This is a genomic window from Pseudomonas orientalis (genome assembly GCF_001439815.1).
In the GTDB taxonomy this organism is placed as follows: Bacteria; Pseudomonadota; Gammaproteobacteria; order Pseudomonadales; family Pseudomonadaceae; genus Aquipseudomonas; species Aquipseudomonas orientalis.
On record NZ_JYLM01000002.1, the window covers coordinates 552,642 to 570,691 of the forward strand.

16 protein-coding genes and 1 pseudogene are annotated in these 18,050 nt (G+C 61.8%); 9 read left to right on the plus strand and 8 right to left on the minus strand.

Annotation, left to right across the window (positions count from 1 at the left end; genetic code table 11):
• Positions 1 to 327 precede the first annotated feature (327 nt).
• Complete coding sequence (gene hppD, locus TU82_RS06785; protein WP_057722354.1) at positions 328 to 1,404, plus strand: 4-hydroxyphenylpyruvate dioxygenase; 1,077 nt, start codon at positions 328 to 330, stop codon at positions 1,402 to 1,404.
• 213 nt (positions 1,405 to 1,617) lie between these two features.
• On the opposite strand, the gene rarD is transcribed toward hppD, so the two are convergent.
• From rarD to TU82_RS06800, 3 genes are all read right to left on the minus strand, one after another.
• Positions 1,618 to 2,499: an EamA family transporter RarD gene (rarD, locus tag TU82_RS06790; RefSeq protein ID WP_057722355.1), complete on the minus strand. Its 882-nt coding sequence runs from the start codon at positions 2,497 to 2,499 to the stop codon at positions 1,618 to 1,620.
• A gap of 184 nt (positions 2,500 to 2,683) precedes the next feature.
• On the minus strand, positions 2,684 to 3,694 hold the full coding sequence (locus TU82_RS06795) for an aldo/keto reductase (protein ID WP_057722356.1): 1,011 nt from the start codon (positions 3,692 to 3,694) through the stop codon (positions 2,684 to 2,686).
• 81 nt (positions 3,695 to 3,775) lie between these two features.
• Entirely contained in the window at positions 3,776 to 4,678 is a 903-nt protein-coding gene (locus tag TU82_RS06800; RefSeq protein WP_057722357.1) for a LysR family transcriptional regulator, read from the minus strand.
• Between the two features lie 99 nt (positions 4,679 to 4,777).
• On the opposite strand from TU82_RS06800, the gene TU82_RS06805 reads away from it, so the two are divergent.
• On the plus strand, positions 4,778 to 5,482 hold the full coding sequence (locus tag TU82_RS06805) for an SDR family oxidoreductase (protein ID WP_057722358.1): 705 nt from the start codon (positions 4,778 to 4,780) through the stop codon (positions 5,480 to 5,482).
• Between the two features lie 557 nt (positions 5,483 to 6,039).
• Here the strand turns inward: TU82_RS06805 and TU82_RS06810 are convergent.
• On the minus strand, positions 6,040 to 7,350 hold the full coding sequence (locus TU82_RS06810) for an MFS transporter (RefSeq protein ID WP_057722359.1): 1,311 nt from the start codon (positions 7,348 to 7,350) through the stop codon (positions 6,040 to 6,042).
• 160 nt (positions 7,351 to 7,510) lie between these two features.
• Between TU82_RS06810 and TU82_RS06815 the strand changes: the two genes are divergently transcribed.
• Entirely contained in the window at positions 7,511 to 8,611 is a 1,101-nt protein-coding gene (locus TU82_RS06815) for a sugar diacid recognition domain-containing protein (protein ID WP_057722360.1), read from the plus strand.
• 97 nt (positions 8,612 to 8,708) lie between these two features.
• A complete protein-coding gene (locus TU82_RS06820) occupies positions 8,709 to 9,872 on the plus strand; it encodes a glycerate kinase (RefSeq protein WP_057722361.1) in 1,164 nt (387 codons plus the stop codon).
• On the opposite strand, the gene TU82_RS06825 is transcribed toward TU82_RS06820, so the two are convergent.
• On the minus strand, positions 9,857 to 11,470 hold the full coding sequence (locus TU82_RS06825) for an alpha/beta fold hydrolase (RefSeq protein WP_169794957.1): 1,614 nt from the start codon (positions 11,468 to 11,470) through the stop codon (positions 9,857 to 9,859). The two genes, TU82_RS06820 and TU82_RS06825, sit on opposite strands and share 16 nt — an antisense overlap.
• Before the next feature lie 197 nt (positions 11,471 to 11,667).
• On the opposite strand from TU82_RS06825, the gene TU82_RS06830 reads away from it, so the two are divergent.
• Positions 11,668 to 12,180: a GNAT family N-acetyltransferase gene (locus TU82_RS06830; protein ID WP_057722362.1), complete on the plus strand. Its 513-nt coding sequence runs from the start codon at positions 11,668 to 11,670 to the stop codon at positions 12,178 to 12,180.
• Here the strand turns inward: TU82_RS06830 and TU82_RS06835 are convergent.
• Positions 12,177 to 12,868 (minus strand): annotated as a pseudogene (locus TU82_RS06835) (aspartate/glutamate racemase family protein). The gene TU82_RS06830 and the pseudogene TU82_RS06835 overlap by 4 nt on opposite strands.
• 268 nt (positions 12,869 to 13,136) lie before the next feature.
• Between TU82_RS06835 and TU82_RS29095 the strand changes: the two are divergent.
• The 4 genes from TU82_RS29095 (at position 13,137) to TU82_RS06855 (ending at position 16,017) form a co-directional block, all read left to right on the plus strand.
• Positions 13,137 to 13,652, plus strand: coding sequence for a hypothetical protein (locus TU82_RS29095; protein ID WP_057722363.1), 516 nt, complete (start codon positions 13,137 to 13,139; stop codon positions 13,650 to 13,652).
• Positions 13,625 to 14,464: a cytochrome P450 gene (locus tag TU82_RS29100; protein ID WP_231982749.1), complete on the plus strand. Its 840-nt coding sequence runs from the start codon at positions 13,625 to 13,627 to the stop codon at positions 14,462 to 14,464. Before TU82_RS29095 ends, TU82_RS29100 begins: the two co-directional genes overlap by 28 nt.
• A gap of 303 nt (positions 14,465 to 14,767) precedes the next feature.
• Positions 14,768 to 15,262, plus strand: coding sequence for a hypothetical protein (locus TU82_RS06850; RefSeq protein WP_057722365.1), 495 nt, complete (start codon positions 14,768 to 14,770; stop codon positions 15,260 to 15,262).
• 83 nt (positions 15,263 to 15,345) lie between these two features.
• Positions 15,346 to 16,017: a DUF3313 domain-containing protein gene (locus TU82_RS06855; RefSeq protein ID WP_057722626.1), complete on the plus strand. Its 672-nt coding sequence runs from the start codon at positions 15,346 to 15,348 to the stop codon at positions 16,015 to 16,017.
• Between the two features lie 49 nt (positions 16,018 to 16,066).
• Here TU82_RS06855 and TU82_RS06860 read toward each other — a convergent pair whose 3' ends face one another.
• Both TU82_RS06860 and TU82_RS06865 read right to left on the minus strand, forming a co-directional pair.
• Positions 16,067 to 17,467 (minus strand): DUF1254 domain-containing protein, encoded by a 1,401-nt coding sequence (locus tag TU82_RS06860; protein WP_057722366.1) that lies wholly within the window; start codon positions 17,465 to 17,467, stop codon positions 16,067 to 16,069.
• A gap of 110 nt (positions 17,468 to 17,577) precedes the next feature.
• The gene (locus TU82_RS06865; RefSeq protein ID WP_057722367.1) at positions 17,578 to 17,937 is read right to left on the minus strand and encodes a response regulator; all 360 of its coding nucleotides are present in this window, start codon (positions 17,935 to 17,937) and stop codon (positions 17,578 to 17,580) included.
• Between the last annotated feature and the right edge of the window lie 113 nt (positions 17,938 to 18,050).

Sequence of the window (18,050 nt, forward strand, 5' to 3'; positions counted from 1 at the left end):
GACTCTGACGGTCATCTACCTGTGCTACATACCCCTTGCGCATGGCAGGGCGATGAGGATTTGATAAGACTACGGACAAACATGGTTACGCTGTGTAGAATCGATTTACGCATACAAGAATATGGACTTGCGCTCACGCAAGCCTCGCCGTCAGAGACTGATGACACCATGAAGCAACTCGGTTCGCCCCTCATCTTTGGTGACTTCCTTGCCCGCAGCGTGCGAGGCCTTTCCTGCGCGCCTCCCGCTGACCTCATCCTTGCCCGCAAATAACCCAATAGCTGGTAAACAACCAGTTGTTGCCCCAAGCATGATGAGGCACCCGACATGACCGACCAATACGAAAACCCGATGGGCCTGATGGGCTTTGAATTCATTGAGTTCGCATCGCCGACCCCGGGCACCCTGGAGCCGATCTTCGAGATCATGGGTTTCACCAAGGTGGCGACCCACCGTTCCAAGAACGTGCACCTGTATCGCCAGGGCGAGATCAACCTGATCCTCAATAACGAGCCGAACAGTCTGGCCTCGTACTTCGCCGCCGAACACGGCCCCTCGGTGTGCGGCATGGCATTTCGCGTGAAGAACTCGCAGCAGGCCTACAAGCGCGCCCTGGAACTGGGGGCGCAGCCGATTCATATCGAAACCGGTCCGATGGAACTGAACCTGCCGGCGATCAAAGGCATCGGCGGGGCGCCGCTGTACCTGATCGACCGTTTTGGCGAAGGCAGCTCGATCTATGACATCGACTTCGTCTACCTCGAAGGCGTAGACCGCAACCCGCAGGGCGCCGGCCTGAAGGTCATCGATCACCTGACCCACAACGTCTACCGTGGGCGCATGGCCTACTGGGCCAATTTCTACGAGAAGTTGTTCAACTTCCGTGAAGCGCGCTATTTCGACATCAAGGGCGAGTACACCGGCCTGACCTCCAAGGCCATGAGCGCACCGGATGGCATGATCCGCATCCCGTTGAACGAAGAGTCGTCCAAGGGCGCAGGCCAGATCGAAGAGTTCCTGATGCAGTTCAACGGCGAGGGCATCCAGCACGTGGCGTTCCTCACCGACGACCTGGTCACGACCTGGGACGCGTTGAAGAAGATCGGCATGCGCTTCATGACCGCGCCGCCGGACACTTACTACGAAATGCTCGAAGGCCGCCTGCCCAACCACGGCGAACCGGTGGACCAGCTTCAAGCGCGCGGGATCTTGCTGGACGGCTCGTCGATCGAAGGCGACAAGCGCCTGTTGCTGCAGATATTCTCGGAAACCCTGATGGGCCCGGTGTTCTTCGAGTTCATTCAGCGCAAAGGCGACGACGGGTTCGGCGAAGGCAACTTCAAGGCGTTGTTCGAGTCGATCGAGCGCGATCAGGTACGTCGCGGTGTATTGACCGCCGACTGAGCAATACAAAGCCCGGCTTTGGCCGTAATGCCGTTCAGTCAAGGCTTTTTGTAGGAGCGAGCTTGCTCGCGAAAAACGTCAACGATAACGCGTGTTTCCTGAATGAACGCGGCGCCTGTGCGTTTTTCGCGAGCAAGCTCGCTCCTACAGAGGGCGATATACGCTTAACTGAACGGCATTACGGCTTCGGCCGGGCTTTCTTTTGCCTGGGATTCAGGCTTTGCGTTGACGCACCAGATGCTTGAACCCTTCATACACCAGCACCATCACCGCCAGCCAGATCGGGATATAGGTCAGCCATTGCCCGCCCTTGATGCCTTCACCCAGCAGTAATGCCACCGCGAGCAACAACACCGGCTCCACATAGCTGAGCAGGCCGAACAGGCTGAAGGCCAGCAACCGGCTGGCGATGATGTAGCTCACCAGCGCCGAAGCACTGATCAAGCCCAGCATGGGAATCAACGCGTACAGCCTGGGCTGCGCATCCAGTACCGCGAAGCCCTGTTCGCCGCTTTGCACAAACCACCAGGCCACCGGCAGCATCAGCGCCATGTCCAGCCACAGGCCGCCCAGATGGTCGGTGCCCAGGTATTTGCGCACCACGAAGTACACCGGGTAACCGATGATCACCACCAGCGTGGCCCAGGAAAAACCGCCGGCCTGGTACAGCTCGTTGAGCACACCCAGTGTGGCAAACGCCACGGCGATCTGCTGCAAGCGCGACAACTGCTCGCCGTAGACCAGACGCCCGGTCAGCACCATGGTCAGCGGCAACAGGAAATAGCCCACCGACACGTCCAGGCTGCGCCCATTGAGCGGTGCCCACATGAACAGCCATAACTGCACGCCGAGCAGCGCGGACGAGACCAGCACACCGCCGATCAGGCGCGGGCTGGCCGCGAGCATGCGCAGCAGTTCCCACACCCGTCGCCATTCTCCGCTGACCAACATGAAGACGGTCATGCAGGGCACGGTCAGCAACATGCGCCAGCCGAAAATTTCCAGGCCACTCAGGGGGGTGAGCAGCGACGTGAAGTAATACATCACGGCAAACAACACCGACGCCGACACCGATAACACAACACCTTTAGACACGCAGTCCTCGCGAAAGCCGATTGGAGATAAACAAGAGATTGAGAGGGGGATTATGGTGCTTTTGAGCGCAAAGATGCGCTGTTTTGGGGCGAGAGGCGGAAAAAGGCTGAAAATGGTCGGTTTACATGCTTGGGCTCGAGCGCTCCCACAGGAGTTGACGAGCCCGCGTGCCTCGATGGGCTGTTCAGGGACGTGCCGTACGACCCGAAACAAAGTGACTCACATCGTTGAACCCCGGCGTGGACGAGTGCCCAGGAGTCACCAGCGAATCGATGAATGCCTCATCTTCAGCGCTGATCTTCACGTCCAGTGCGCCGGTATAGGCATCCCACTGCGCCTCGGTGCGCGGGCCGACAATCGCCGAACTCACCGCCGCGCTATTGAGCACCCAGGCAATCGCGAACTCGACCATGCCCACGCCACGTCCCTGGGTGTATTGCTGGATCTGCTGGGCGATGCGCAGCGATTCCACGCGCCATTCGGTTTCCAGGATACGTTTGTCCTGGCGTGCCGCGCGGCTGCCGGGCTCAGGTGTCAAGTCGGGCGCGTACTTGCCGCTGAGCACGCCACGCGCCAGCGGGCTGTACGGCACCACGCCCAGGCCATAGGCGGCAGCGGCGGTGATCTGCTCGATTTCGGCCTGGCGATTGACGATGTTGTACAACGGTTGGCTGATGATCGGTCTGTCAACGCCCAGCCGCTCGGCCACGCGAATGACCTCGGCGATACGCCAGCCACGGTAGTTGGACAAGCCCCAGTAGCGAACTTTGCCCTGGGCAATAAGATCGCCGATCGCTGATACCGTGACCTCCAGCGGCGTGTCGTGGTCCTCGCGGTGCAGGTAGTAGATGTCCAGGTAATCGGTGTCCAGGCGGCCCAGGCTGGCCTCCAGTGCGTTGAACATACGCTTGCGGCTCAGCCCGTTGCGGTTGGGCACGCCATCCGCTGGACCAAGCCCGACCTTGGACGCCACCACCCAGTCCTGACGGTTGCGCGCGATGGCCTCGCCGACGATCTCCTCGGAGCGCCCGCCGGTATAGACGTCGGCGCTGTCGATAAAGTTGATGCCCTGGTCCCAGGCCTTGTCGATGATGCGCAGCGAGTCTTCAGTGCTGGTCTGTTCGCCAAACATCATGGTGCCCAGCGTCAGTGCGCTGACCTTCAATCCGGACTGGCCCAATGTGCGGTAAATCATGCAAAGCTCCTCAAAGCAGGCAAACGTGTGTGATGCAATACCAGACGGGCGCGCTCTGGAACAAGCCCTGTGCGTGTTTCTTCATGCATTCAGCAACGTCTGGCAGCGCTCCTGTAAAAATCGCTGCAGCACTTTCACCCGTTCCGATACCTGCAGGCGATGGGGGCACATCAGGTTGAACGGCGCCGGTTCGCCTTGCCACCCATCGAACAAGGCCACCAACCGGCCGGCGGCAAGGTCGCCCACCACATCCAGTCGAGCCTTGTAGGCGATGCCATGCCCGGCCAGGGCCCAACGGCGCACGATTTCGCCGTCGTCGCTGAGATAGTCGCCGCTGACCTCGACCTCTTCAACCTGCGCGCCCTGGCGAAAGCGCCAGGTCTTGCTGACCTGGCCCTGGCGCATGTAACGCAGCGCGCTGTGCCGTGACAGCTGCGTTGGATGCAACGGTTTGCCGTGGCGCGCCAGGTAGGCGGGGCTCGCGCAGGCAATGCGATGGTGGTCGGGGGCGATCGGCAGGGCGACCAGGCTGGAGTCCTGGGGCGCGCCAAAGCGCAGGGCAATGTCGACCGTGTCCCGAAACAGATCGGCGTTGTTGTCGTTGAGCATCAGTTGCAGGCGAATATGCGGGTGTTCAGCCTTGAACGCGTCCAGCCAGCCCAGCACCACGTTGCGCCCGAAATCCGACGGCGCCGCCACTTGCAGCAAACCGGTCAGGCCCTGGCTTTGCTGCTTGAGCGCCTGTTCACCTTCAGTCAATGCGGCCAGCGCAACGCGCACGCTGTCCAGATATCGCCGGCCTTCCTCGGTCAGCCGCATGCTGCGCGTGGATCGGGCGAACAGGCGTGAGCCCAAGCGGGCTTCCAGGCGCTTGAGGGCGATACTCGCCGCCGCAGGGGTCAAGCCAAGTCCGCGCGCCGCCGCAGACAGGCTGCCTGAATCGGCGGTACGCACGAACACTTCAAGATCCAGGATAGAGCTCATTTGTAAAATTCCTTTAAGGATCTTGTCGTTTTACCGGGATTTTTCTCCGATTACCAAGCGTGGAAGATGAGCGTTCACTTTTCAACTAGGACTTTTTCCATGACGACGTCTCTGAGCGGCAAAACCATCATCGTGATCGGCGGCAGTAGCGGTATCGGCGCAGCCGTCGCCAAGGCGGCCGTCGAGCGCGGTGCACACGTGGTGGTGGCGGGGCGCCGTCTGACCTCGGCGGTTCACAACGGCATGCGCAGCGAGCCGGTGGATGTCAATGACAGCGCCTCGTTGCAACGCCTGTTCGAAACCGTTGGGCGTTTCGACCACCTGGTCTACACCTGCGGCCCTTCGGTCAACGCCAAGACGTTGATCGAGACTGACCTGGACCAGGCCCAGGACAATTTCAATGTCAAACTCTGGGGTGCATTGCGCGCGATTCAACAGGCGCTGCCGTTTCTGCATGAGCATGGCAGCATCAGCCTGACCTCCGGACAGTTGGGGCGCAAGTTGGTGCCGGGGCAGTTCATCAAGATCGGTATCAATGCCGCCACCGAAGCGCTGGGCAAGCAGTTGGCCAAGGAGCTGGCGCCGCGCCGTGTCAACGTGATCAGCCCGGGCGTGATCGATACACCGGCCTACGCCGGGCTTGGCGAAGAGCAGCGCCTGGCGATGTTCGCCAAGGTGGGTGGGGCCTTGCCGGTGGGGCGCGTGGGGCAGGCGCAGGAAGTAGCGGCGGGGTATGTGCTGGCGGTGGAGAACGACTTTATGACCGGCGCCGTGATCGATATCGACGGCGGCGGACAGTTGTAACCGCGCTCCCACGTGGCATAGGTATCTACACAACTTTGGCGCGATGCTGGATCTGTGGTGAGGGAGCTTGCGCCCGTGACGGCCGGACAGCCGACGCGTTTCTACCTGACGCTCCGGGGTCAAAATGTGGGAGGGGGCTTGCCCCCGATGGCGGCCTCTGGGCCGACCAGGATGTTGGATTGGACCGAGTACATATCCGTTTCTTCGGTAACGGCCACTTAGGGTTCCGCCCTGACGGCGGCTCACTTTGGAAAAGCCCCAAAGTAAGCAAAGGGCTCTTGCCCCACCACTCGGCACCTCGCCCAGGCTCGGTGTGCCCGAACGCAGGCTTGAATCCGTGGGCCGCCGCAATGGGCCATCCATGGCCCAGTGCGGCTAACCCGGCGTCCTGCCGGGTTGCCCACGGATTCAAGCCTGCGTTCGGCCAGCGTGGTTTAACGGGGCGCCTGAGATCAAGATCAAAAGCCAGATCAAGAGCAAGAGCGGCTCGCTTCGCATCGTGGTTACGGTTGAGCGCTACAGAGTTGTGTGGATACCTATGCTCACATGGGCGCGCTTTAGACCTTCAAGGTGCGCGTCATCCGCAACGCCAACACACTGCCAGCAACGATCACTGCGGCCAGCAGATACAGGGCTACGTCCGTGGACCCGGTGGCATCTTTGACGAAGCCTACGATGTACGGGCTGAGAAACCCGGCCATCTGGCCCATGGAGTTGATCAACGCCAGCCCGCCGGCCGCGGCGCCCGCGCTGAGCATGGCGGTGGGCACCGGCCAGAACATCGGCAGGCCGGTGAGGGCGCCCATGGTGGCGATGGTCAGGCCGAGGATGGCGATCGCCGGGGTGGTGGCGAAGTTCACCGCGATGACCAGGCCAATCGCGCCCATCAGCATCGGCACCACCAGGTGCCAGCGACGCTCCTTGCGCAGGTCGGCCGAGCGGCCTACCAGCAACATGAACACCGCAGCCAGCAGGTAAGGGATTGCACTGAGCCAGCCAATCACCAGGTTATCGCTGAAACCCAGGCTCTTGATGATTGATGGCAGCCAGAAGTTGATCGCATACACGCCGCTCTGGATACAGAAGTAGATCAGGCCGAACGCCCAGATCGCCGGGTTTTTGAAGACCTCGGCCAGGGAGTCGGTGGTGGTTTTCGGTTTGTTCGCCAGATCGATGGCCTGGTCGGCTTCCAGCAGCGCGCGTTCGTGGGGCTTGAGCCACCTGGCATTGGCGAAGTTGTCGCTGAGCAGAAAGTAGGCGAGGGCGCCGAGGATCACGGTGGGGATGCCTTGCAACAGGAACATCCACTGCCATCCGGCAAGCCCGCCCTGGCCAGCCGCGAAGTGGTTGAGAATCCAGCCGGAGAACGGGCTGCCGAGCAGGCCGGAGACCGGAATCGCCGACATGAACAACGCCATGATCCGGCCACGGCGAAAGGTCGGGAACCACTGCGAGAGGTACAGCACCACGCCCGGAAAGAAGCCCGCTTCGGCGGCACCGGTAAACAGGCGCAAGGTGTAGAAGTGCGTCGGTGTGGTCACGAACAGCAGGCAGGTGGACAGGGTGCCCCATACGATCATCATCAGCGCAATCCAGCGCCTCGGCCCGAACCGGGTCAGCGCCAGGTTGCTCGGCACGCCGCACAGGACGTAGCCGATAAAGAAAATCCCGGCACCCAGGCCGTACACGGTTTCACTGAATTTCAACGCATCGAGCATCTGCAACTTGGCAAAGCCAACGTTGACCCGGTCAAGGTAGTTGAACAGGTAGCAGATAAAAATGAAGGGGATAAGGCGCAGGGTTACGCGCTTGTAGATGGCGTTTTTATCGTCATCGGTGGCCAGTGCTGCAGCGGCGCTCTGTGACATGGCGAGTCTCTCTTTATTATGATTTTTGGCGATGCGAGGGTAACGTTGATCGCTTGAACAGTCTCGGTGAGGCGATGGGCAACTGTCTTTGTGCTCGCGCACAGTCAAGCCCGCTTTGCGCTGTGCCGCTGACCAACCCGTTTCGAGGAAAATAGCCCCCATGTTCGAGCTGGATCATGAGCTGGCACAGGATATTGTCGATCGCACCATGGCGATCCTGCCCTACAACGTCAACGTGATGGACAACCAGGGCCTGATTCTCGGCAGCGGCGAGCCGGAGCGCATCAACACCCGTCACGAAGGCGCGCAACTGGTGCTGGCCAACGGGCGCGTGGTGGAAATCGACGGGCAGACCGCCAAGCACCTCAAGGGCGTGTTGCCGGGTATCAACCTGCCGCTGATGCATGACCAGCGCCTGATCGGCGTGCTGGGTATCACCGGCGAACCGGACGGGTTGCGCACCTACGCCGAACTGGTACGCATGACCGCCGAAATGCTGGTCAGCCAGCGGCACCAGCAGGCCGAGCAGCAATGGCGACGCCAGCGCTGTGACGATTTGCTGGCCTTGCTGCTGGCCGACACGGGCGACTCGCCGCGCCTGATCGATGAAGCCCAACAACTGGGCCTCAAGCCGCAACTGGCGCGCACGCCCTACCTGTTCGAACTGGGCGTGGGGCAGTCGGCCGAGGCTCTGGGCGCCTGGTTGAGCTCGCGTTATCCGGACAGCTGGTGCGTGAGTTCCGCGCAGCTTTCCCTGCTATGGTGCCGTCCCGCTGCCCTGCCAGTCGACGACCCACGCCTGCTGGAAAAGCTCGATGGCCTGGGCTGGAATATCCTGCGGGTGGCCGTAGGCGGGCAGGCCCAAGGGCTGGCCGGCCTGCGCCGCTGCTATCGCCGCGTAGGTGACTTGCTGGCCTACGGTCGCGATATCCTGCCCCACGCGCGCCTGTTGATCCTCAACCGCTATCGCCTGCCGGTCATGCTCTGGCGCCACCGCAACGATGACGCCCTGGACGAATTGCTCAACCCACTGCGCAAAGTGCTGGCCAGGGACAGCAACGGCCAACTGCTGGTCACGCTGCGCAGCTGGTGCGAGCACGACGGGCAAAGCCAGGCCTGCGCCGACGCCCTGGGCATCCACCGCAACAGCCTGCGCTACCGCATGGAAAGGATCGCCGAACTCAGCGGCGTCGACCCGCTGACCCTGGACGGCATGCTTGCGCTGTATCTGGGCGTGCAGTTGCTGCCCCAGGCTTTGTAAAAATGAACAACAAACCTCACCCGCACTTGTGCATCGGACCGGCGTCAGCAGCGGTGCCAACTGTCAGCATGGGCGTTATAAAAACCGGAGAACGCCCATGAAAATCATCATCGCCCCCGACTCGTTCAAGGACAGCCTGAGCGCCGAGCGGGTCGCCCAGGCCATTGCCGAGGGCCTGGTTCAGGTCTGGCCTGACGCGCAGTTGGTGCAATGCCCGATGGCGGACGGCGGTGAAGGCACGGTCGAGGCAGTGCTCTCAGCGTGTAACGGCCAGTTGCGCAGCCACAGCGTGCGCGGGCCCTTGGGCGCCAGGGTGCAGGCGCACTGGGGCTGGTTGGCCGACAGCCACACCGCGATCATCGAAATGGCTGAAGCCAGTGGCCTGCAGCTGGTTGCGCCGGGGCAGCGCGATGCCTGTTCGAGCAGCACCCATGGCACTGGCGAGCTGATCCGCGCGGCCCTCGACCTGCGGGCTAAACGCATTATTCTGGCGATCGGCGGCAGTGCCACCAATGATGGCGGTGCGGGCGCGATGCAAGCGCTCGGTGTGCAGCTGTTCGATGCCCACGATCAGCCACTGGCACCTGGAGGTCTGGCGCTGGGGGGGCTGGCCCGCATCAGTCTGGAAAATCTGGATTCGCGTCTTGCCCAGGTCCGTTTTGAAATCGCGGCGGATGTGAACAATCCGCTGTGCGGTCCCCAGGGCGCCTCGGCGATTTTCGGTCCGCAAAAAGGCGCCACGCCCGAGCAGGTTAAACAGCTGGATGCCGCGCTCGGCCATTTTGCCGACCACTGCGCAACAGTGCTGCCCAGGGATGTGCGCGACGAACCTGGCAGTGGTGCGGCCGGTGGCCTGGGGTTTGCCGCCAAGGCGTTTCTGGGGGCACAGTTCCGTGCCGGCGTTGAGGTGGTGGCCGAGTTGGTCGGGCTGGACGCCGCCATGCGCGGTGCCGACCTGGTCATTACTGGCGAAGGCCGCTTCGACGCCCAGACCCTGCGCGGTAAAACCCCGTTTGGCGTGGCGCGTATCGCCCGTCACCACAAGGTGCCGGTAATCGTGATCGCCGGAACGCTGGGGGAGGGCTACGAGCAGATGTACGCCCACGGCGTGGATGCCGCGTTTGCGTTGCCGTCAGGGCCGATGAGCCTGGAACAGGCGTGCAGCGAGGCGCCGCGACTGTTGCGCGAGCGCGCGGCGGATATCGCCCGGCTTTGGCAAACAACGCTGCGGGGCCGAACCTGGGATCAGGGTAATTCGTAGCAGATCGAAAAGCGGTCGGGTTTACGGCCATAGGCCAGGAAATCCCCGACATTCTTGTTCACGCAGGCATTGGTCCCGAAGAACGACACGCCGTGTCGGTAGGCGCCCTTGAGCAGCGTCATGTGCGCGGCAGGCACGCTTTTGAACGCTTTGAAGGCGCCTGCTGCGGGCGTCTGGTCGTCATATTCAGCCTGAACCATAAAGAGACCGTCGACCTGCACCAGGGTGCGCTGCGGTACGCCATCAAGCGGTTTACCGCGCCAATCGGCGCAATGCCTTGCCGGGAAGAAACTGCCGCCCACTGGATACTCGATGGCGTACTGGTTTTCCTTTTCGGTCCAGAATGCTTCGTCTGCGGACGCTGAATCGTTGCATAACACGGTGCTACGGACGGACTCTCGGGGCGTGATTTTCAAGGGACCAAGCGCCAGACCACTCCATGGTGACGGGTGGCGGGTGACTTCGAGCAGGCGTGCAAATGCCTGTTTCGCCGCCGCATTTACGACAGGGTCGGGGCTGAATCGATGGGCTCGGAGTTTGGCCAGCAGCTTGGCGTCTGGCAGGCCGGGTGATTCGCGCAACCACTGGTTGAGTGCACGGGCAGCCATCAGGTATTCAGGCACGCTGTAGTACTCGTTGTCTGAACGCAGCGCCGCTCTGACTTGAGGCAACAGGTCGAGAAAAATCGCGCCTATGGCCTTCGGGTCGCTGCCCATCTGGTAGCGCCGTGGATCGCCGGCGGCGCGCTGCGCAACAAATCGCGCGAACACGCGGTCTTTTTCCGGTGCCTGAACCAACGAGGCGTCCTGGAACGTGGCGGTCCAGTCCGTACTCGAGTCGAGCACCATGCGCCCGACCTGTTTTGGAAACAGGCCAGCGTACCAGGCACCCAGCCATGTGCCGTATGAGCTGCCGAAGTAGTTGAGCCGGGGTTCGTTGAGCAGCACCCGCACCAACTCCATGTCCCGCGCCGTTTGTTCAGTGTTGATATAAGGCGCCAGACGCTGGCTGGCGCAGCCCCGGGCCAGTACGCCAGCGTTATGCCGGATAGCCTCGATGTTGGCGGGACTGCGATCTTCGGTCATATCGTTTTGCGCAACGATTTCCTCACCGGATTGGCACACCAGTTGCGATTGCGGGTCGCTGCCCATTCCGCGAGGTGTCATTCCGATCACATCATAGGCGTTGATCAAGCGCCGATAGGCCTCGCCTTGTGGCTGGTCAGCGTAGCCTTTCCATATGGACGCCAGAAGCACAGTGAATCCGTCGGCCTCGGCGCCAGGCCCGCCCGGATTGGTAAACACGGCGCCCTCGCGCTCAGCGGGCAGCAGCGCCCAAACGCGGGTGATATCCAACTTGAGAGTGCCGAGCGTGGGGTTCAAATGGTCAAGCGGCACGGTGGCGATGCCGCATTGCGTCCTGGCGACCACCTCCGGATCCAGCCCGGAGAAGGGCCGGTCGTCACAATCCGGCAGCCAGCGGATACCCCACTCAGGCGGTTGTCTGGTCGCACAAGCGCTGCCCCCCAATAGCACCGCAACAAAAAAGCAGGCTGATAGTATTCGTTGTTTTATCAATTGGCAGGCACTCGGGCGCATGGTTGGACGCGCCCGAGTTTTGCAAGTAAAGCTTGCCGTGAATGTAGGATCGTATCGGTTGTTCGGTCAGCAATTTCTGACAGTACTCAACCAGCCTGCCACCCAGCCGCCGGGTACATGAAAGTTCAAGGGCTCGCCAGGGCGGCGACTTTGCTCCTACACTGGTCGGCCACTTGTCTTTCAAAGGATGAAACACAATGCACATGCCTGACCCCCATATCGTGATTCAGCGCTTCACCGAGGCCCACCTTGAGGGCGTCACGGCGCTCTATAACGAACCGGCCGTATGCCGTCAGGTACTGCAGATGCCGTTCCAGTCGGTGGAAGCCTGGCGCAAACGCCTGGTGATGGATAACGAACGCCGACTGCAACTGGTGGCGCTGCACGGCGGCGAAGTGATTGGCCAGTTGGGTCTGGAACAGTACCTGCGCGTGCGCCAGGCGCATGCGGGGTCGTTCGGCATGGGCGTGGCGACGGCGTGGCAGGGCAAGGGCATCGGTTCGAAGCTGCTGACGGCCGCGCTGGACGTGGCCGACAACTGGATGAACCTGCACCGCGTGGAACTCACGGTGTACGCCGACAACGAAGCGGCGCACAACCTGTATCGTAAATTCGGCTTCGAGGTCGAAGGGCGTTTGCGCGATTACGCCCTGCGTGACGGTGTGTTCGTCGATACCCTGAGCATGGCGCGCCTGCGCACCTCGGTTTAATCCTCCAGCGCAAACGCCACCGCAGCCCGCGCATGCAGCTCGGTGGTGTCCAGCAGCGGCAGGTTGCTGTGCTCGGGCTTGATCAGCAGGCTGATTTCCGTGCAACCGAGAATCACCGCCTGAGCACCGCGTGCGGCCAGGGACTCGATCACCCGCTGGTAGATTGCGCGTGATGGGTCGCTGATCACTCCGACGCACAATTCCTCATAAATGATCCGGTGCACGTCCCTGCGTTCGTCCACATCCGGCACCAGCACGGTCAGGCCCTGCGCGCTCAAGCGGGACTTGAGGAAGTCCTGTTCCATGGTGAACGCAGTGCCGAGCAAGCCGACGGTCAGGGTGCCGGCTTGCAAGGCTGCAGCCCCGGCCGCATCGGCGATATGCAGGAAGGGAATCGTCACCGTCGCCTCGATACGTGGCGCCACTCGGTGCATGGTGTTGGTCACAGCACCACACACTCGGCGCCGCCGGCCTGCAGACGCCGCGCGGCGTCTTCCAGGATCAGCGCGGCATCGTCCCAGCGCCCGGCATGCTGGGCCTGTTCCACCGGGCCGAAGTCCACGCTGTACATCAACAGCTGCGCCGAACGCAGTGGGCCGAGCCGGTCGCGAACATGCTGGTTGATGATGCGGTAATACTCGGCACTGGACTCCCAGCTCATGCCGCCGATAAGGCCGATGGTGCGCATGCGGTGCTCCGGACAGGGGAATGTGACTTCACCATACCCACCGACAACGGATTAGTCATTGGCAGTTGCCGGCCAATTCACCTGAGCAGTTTCAGTGTCGGTTCAAGCGGACTCACTCAGGTCTGTTGGAAGCGTCGATGCCCACGAGGACGATTCCGTCACTCAAGGCTACCGTTGCCTGGGTGATGGTCAGACAAACCCCACATCCTGAGTGGTTGGTTTTCGATAAGGTCCGTCCTGTTCAAAGCCCATCCAAGAGGAGCCCGTCATGGCGCCGCCACACCGCGAGGGGGATTCCGGCCCCAACCCCGGAGCTCATCTGCCGCTGCCGCTCCTCATCCCCGAGATCCAGTTTCCTTTCGCCGCACCGCCACTGCGCTGCGACAGCGAACGGTTGCGCACCCATGCCCTTGACTGGGCGCAGCGATACGGCTTGATCGGCCGCCGGGGGGCGCATCGGTTGAGCACCACGGCGCTGCTTGATCTGGGCGTGGCACTGTGCGGCGGGGCGCCCGCGCACCGCGCCGAGATTCTGGTGTGCTGGTACCTGTGGGCGCTTACGCTGGATGACCGTATCGATGACGGCCCCTGGGCGGAAAACGGAGCGCTGGAACGTTTCATCACTTCGGTGCAGGCCTTGACCGAGAGCGACGGTGAATCTGGCGAAAGCAACCGATTCGAGGACCCGATGCTCGCGGTCCTGGTCGATGATCTTTGGCCTCGGACCCGCTGCTGGGCGGACGAGCGCTGGCGCGCATGCAGGGTCGACCTCGGGTTGACCTGATTGCCGACTTCACCGCCGCGCTGCCGGTGCGGGTGATGGCGCATGCGCTGGGGCTTGCGGCTCACACCCGTGAAAAAGTGGAGCGGCTCAAGCGCTGGTGTGCCATCGGTTTTGCCTACATGGGCAACTATCGACAAGACCCAGCACTGCTGACCGGTGGGTTGTCCAATCGAGACAGCTTCTACGACTTCCTTCAGCCCCATATCGACGCGCGCCGTGCTGCACCCGCGGAGGATCTGATCTCTCACTTGCTGGCGGTACGCATCGACGGTCAGCCGTTGTCCGAGACATTCGTGCGCGCTTACTGCGCGATCCTGATGACGGCGGGCAGCGAAACCAGTCACGGCGCCCTGGCGAACCTGATGGTCAACCTGCTGAGCGAACCTGGCGTCAAGGCGGCGGTGATTGCCGATCCGCAGCTTATGGAAAATGCTCTCGCCGAAACCTTGCGCCGCAACCCGCCGTTGCAACTGGTACTGCGCGAGGCCCGTGAAACGCTGCAGCTGCCCTCGGGAACGATCCCGGCCGGCGCGACGCTGGCCTGCCTGATTGGCTCGGCTAACCGTGATCCGGACCAGTTCAGTCACCCGGATAGCTTTGACATGTCGCGCACCGAGCAGGCCACCAGTCATTTCGCCTTCGGCGCCGGGCGCCACTTCTGCCTGGGCTCCCTGCTGGCACGGATGGAGATCACGACCGGCGCCCGCATGTTGCTGCAAGCCTTCCCGAACGTGCGCTGGGCGCCTGGGTTCACCCCCGTTGAGCGCGGCTTCCTCAACCGCTGCCCGGATCGACTCGAGGTCGTACTATGACCACTACGGTCGACTTCGATGAGCCCGGCTACACCAGCAGCTACCTCGCTGACCAGCACTCCGGCCAATTGGCACGGCTGCGCACCCTGGAACGCGCGTTTGCCCCCCTGGTTTCGAATGCAGTGGCGTCGCCTTCTGGCGCAACACCCCTGGTTCGATACACCCTCAAGCCCAGCATGACCTGCCTGCGGTCGATGGCAGCATCGTCGGCGAGCCAGGCGCATTCACCTTTAACCCGTACGCCAGGACGCTGCATCTGCCATGATCGGGTTTCGCAACCTGGCTCACCCAAGGAAATCCGCAATGGACGATGTACAGCAACTGGGCGAGATGCTTCGTCGTTACGCCGAGAGCGAGGCGCACAAAAAGCAGCAATTCGATACGCAGTCGGCGCGTTGGGCACAGAAGCTTGGCGAGTTGTTCGATCACATCGAGCAGTGGCTGGAGCCGGTCAAGAGCGCCGGTTTGCTCGAGGTGCGTCGGGAAGCCTATGTCGCCAGTGGGCCGAGCGTGCCAGTGGAAACATCGACCTTCAAGACCGAGAAGTTGAATGTGCTGATCACGGGTAAAAGCGTGGAGTTCGTGCCGGAGGTGATGGGGACGGACGGGTCTATTCGTGTGGCGGTAATGGGCCTGACCGCCGCCCGGCACGGCAGCGTCTCGCTGGTACTGCCTGCCGATAAAAATGATTGGCTCTGGAAGAAGACCAATGGCCTCAAGGACCCGGATACCTTCGGCTTCGACGCCAATTTCCTGGCGGCGCAGTTGCAGAGCCTGATCCCCCGCGAACGCGGCTGAGGGCTGTTCCCTGAAATAACCGGCCCCGCCGTCCCACGATTGGCTATACCTACAGCTCAATCTATCGACGGGGAGTTCCAATGATGAACCTAAGGCTGATGGTCGGCGCGCTGTGCATCGCCTTGCTCGGCATGGCGGGCTGCGCCAGCAAGGTCACGCAACCGGACGAGTATTCGGGCTTCCTGTCGGACTACAGCCGACTCAAGGAAGCCAGGTCGCCCTCCGGAGCCTTGGTGATGCGCTGGGTCGATCCCGAACTGGACCTGAGCCGCTACAACGCGGTGTACATCGAACCCACGCAGTTCTACCCCAAACCTCAAGCCACTCCCCGGATTCCGGACAGCACTCTGCGCGGCATCAGCGCCTATTACAACCAGGCGCTCAAGCGTGAACTGGCCGGTTCACTGCCGCTGGCCAACGGGCCTGGCCCCGGCGTGATTGTGGTGCGCGCAGCGATCACGGCCGTGAGCAGCAAAACCGAAGGTCTCAAGCCTTATGAATTCATTCCCGTGGCGTTGGTCGCTGCGGCGGTGAGCACCGGCACCGGGATTCGCGACCAGGAAACCACCTTGGGTACCGAAGCGCAGTTCCTCGATGGCGCCAGCGGCAAGGTGATTGCCCAAGTAGTACGCAAAGGCACCGGAAAGCCGTTGGCAAACGACACCCAGGTGATGCAGGCCGGCGATGTACAAAGCGTTATCGATGGATGGGCATCCGACCTGCATCAGTCTTATCTGAAGCTCAAACAGCACTGATGCGCAGGGCGCGGCAGGGGGCGTAGGTGAAGCGCCGCCCGCCGTGCATTCACTTGAGCGGTGTCAGCGGCGGCAACTGCCATTGGCCGCTGGTGACTTCGGGCTTGGGCAGGTAGATACGCAGCACCGCGAAGAACGGACCGGTCGGCGCGGGCAGCCAGTTGCTCTGTTCGGCCTTCGGCGGCTCGTGATGCTGCAGGGCCAGGGTCAAGCCACCGTCGGCGTCCAGTTTCAGGCCGGGCAGCATGCGTGAGTTGATCAGGTAACGTTTCTTGTGGTTCGGCACCAGCAATTTGGTCTTGGCGTCGTACATGGTCAGCGACCAGAACGCATCGGCCGGCGGCAGTTGGTCCTTGGCAAAATGGACGGTGTAGCTGCGGCGTGCGCCGTTGGCCGGTTTGCCTTCGCTGTCATCGAACCAGGTGAAGTAAGCGGCCTCGTCGGTGGAGTTGCCGAACATCCCCAGGCTGGCGCCGGCATAACGGTACAGGTAATTGTTTTTCAAGCGGTCACGGCTGCCGTACAGGTCGCCGCTGGGGACTTGATGGGTGTCGATCTTGTCTTTCTTGAATGCGGCGAACTCGGCCTTGCCATCGGCAATCCCGTCTTCCAGCGCTTTGCGCTGTTCGGCGGTCAGCTGGTTCAGCTTGAATGGCGCGCCGGGGACGATGCCGATGGTGGCGAAGCGTGCCAGCAGGTCTTTTTCACTGTCCTGGGGCGCGGCAAAGGCCAGCATGAAGTTCAAGTAGCGGAACAATTGCGGGCTGTCGCTCATGTTCGCCATCGGCTTGGGCCACTCGATCTTCGGCACCTTGGCCGGGGCCGCTTGTTTCACGTAGCTGCTCAGCGGCTGCACTTTATAGCCGTTCTGGATTTGCTTGACCTTGCCCAGGTCTTTTTCATCGAACAGCTGCGTGCGATACAGGGCGTAGGCGATAGTGCTTTCGCTGTAGACCACGCGGTCGATGTCGACCGGCTGCTGGCCCTTCCAGTCGGGACCCGCGATCATGTAGTGACCGCCGTTGTTGCCGGTGCTGCGCGTACCCAGGTAGGCGATGTTCTGGGTATAGAGGTCGAGCAACTGCACCGAGTAGTAGCGATTGTCTTCGACCTTGGGCAGGGTCAGCACCAGCGGTTCCTTGCGCAGGTCCATCCACACGAAGGAGTAGGGCGTGTCCGAGTTCGGGGTGGTGAACGCGCTGTCCTTGGGGGTGAAGACCTGTGCGGTGTTGCCGATGCGATTGAACGGCGCCTTGAAATTGGCCCCGCCTTTGTCCACGGCCTGGGTGTAGAGCGTCTTGTACATCTCTACCACGGGGTAGCCGTACAAATAGGCTTCCTTGGCTATGGCCCGGGCTTGGGCAGGGTTTGCCGTGAAGTCGGCCCAGGCGCCGGTGCTCAGGAGTATCGAGAGGCTCGCCAACACCAGGCGCGCAGGTTGTCCAATCATGTTGTTGCGTCCTTCCAGGGTTCTTTTGATTGACGGGGAGATGCAGGCGCTGAGTTTCCTGTTTTCTTTCCCGCACGTCACGTTAAAACCTGCAAAAGGACGCTGGATATTCAGGGCAACATCGATTTGACTTTATCGCGCAACTGGTCGATCGAGAACGGCTTGCCAATCACCTGCATGCCGGCGGGCACATCGATGTTCTCGGCGTAGCCGCTGGCGAACAGGACAGGCAGGGCAGGGCGCAGTTCGCGGACCTTGGTTGCCAGTTGCTTGCCGTCCATATCCGGCAAGCCGACGTCGGTCATCATCAGGTCGATCACCTGGTCGGTTTTCTGCACGTGTGCCAGAGCCTCTTCGGCGTCTGCGGCCTCAAGCACGGCGAACTCCAACTCCTCGAGCACATCGACGATCAGCATGCGCACGATAGCGTCGTCTTCGACTACAAGGATGGTGGAGGCAATTGCGGACATAGAAGGCATTCCCAAAAAAAGACGAGTGTTTAACGCTGGCCACTCTGACAGGCCTGTACTTGAGTAAGCGCGGGCTATCGACAAGTTCCCAGGGCGTTAAAACAATGCAGTAC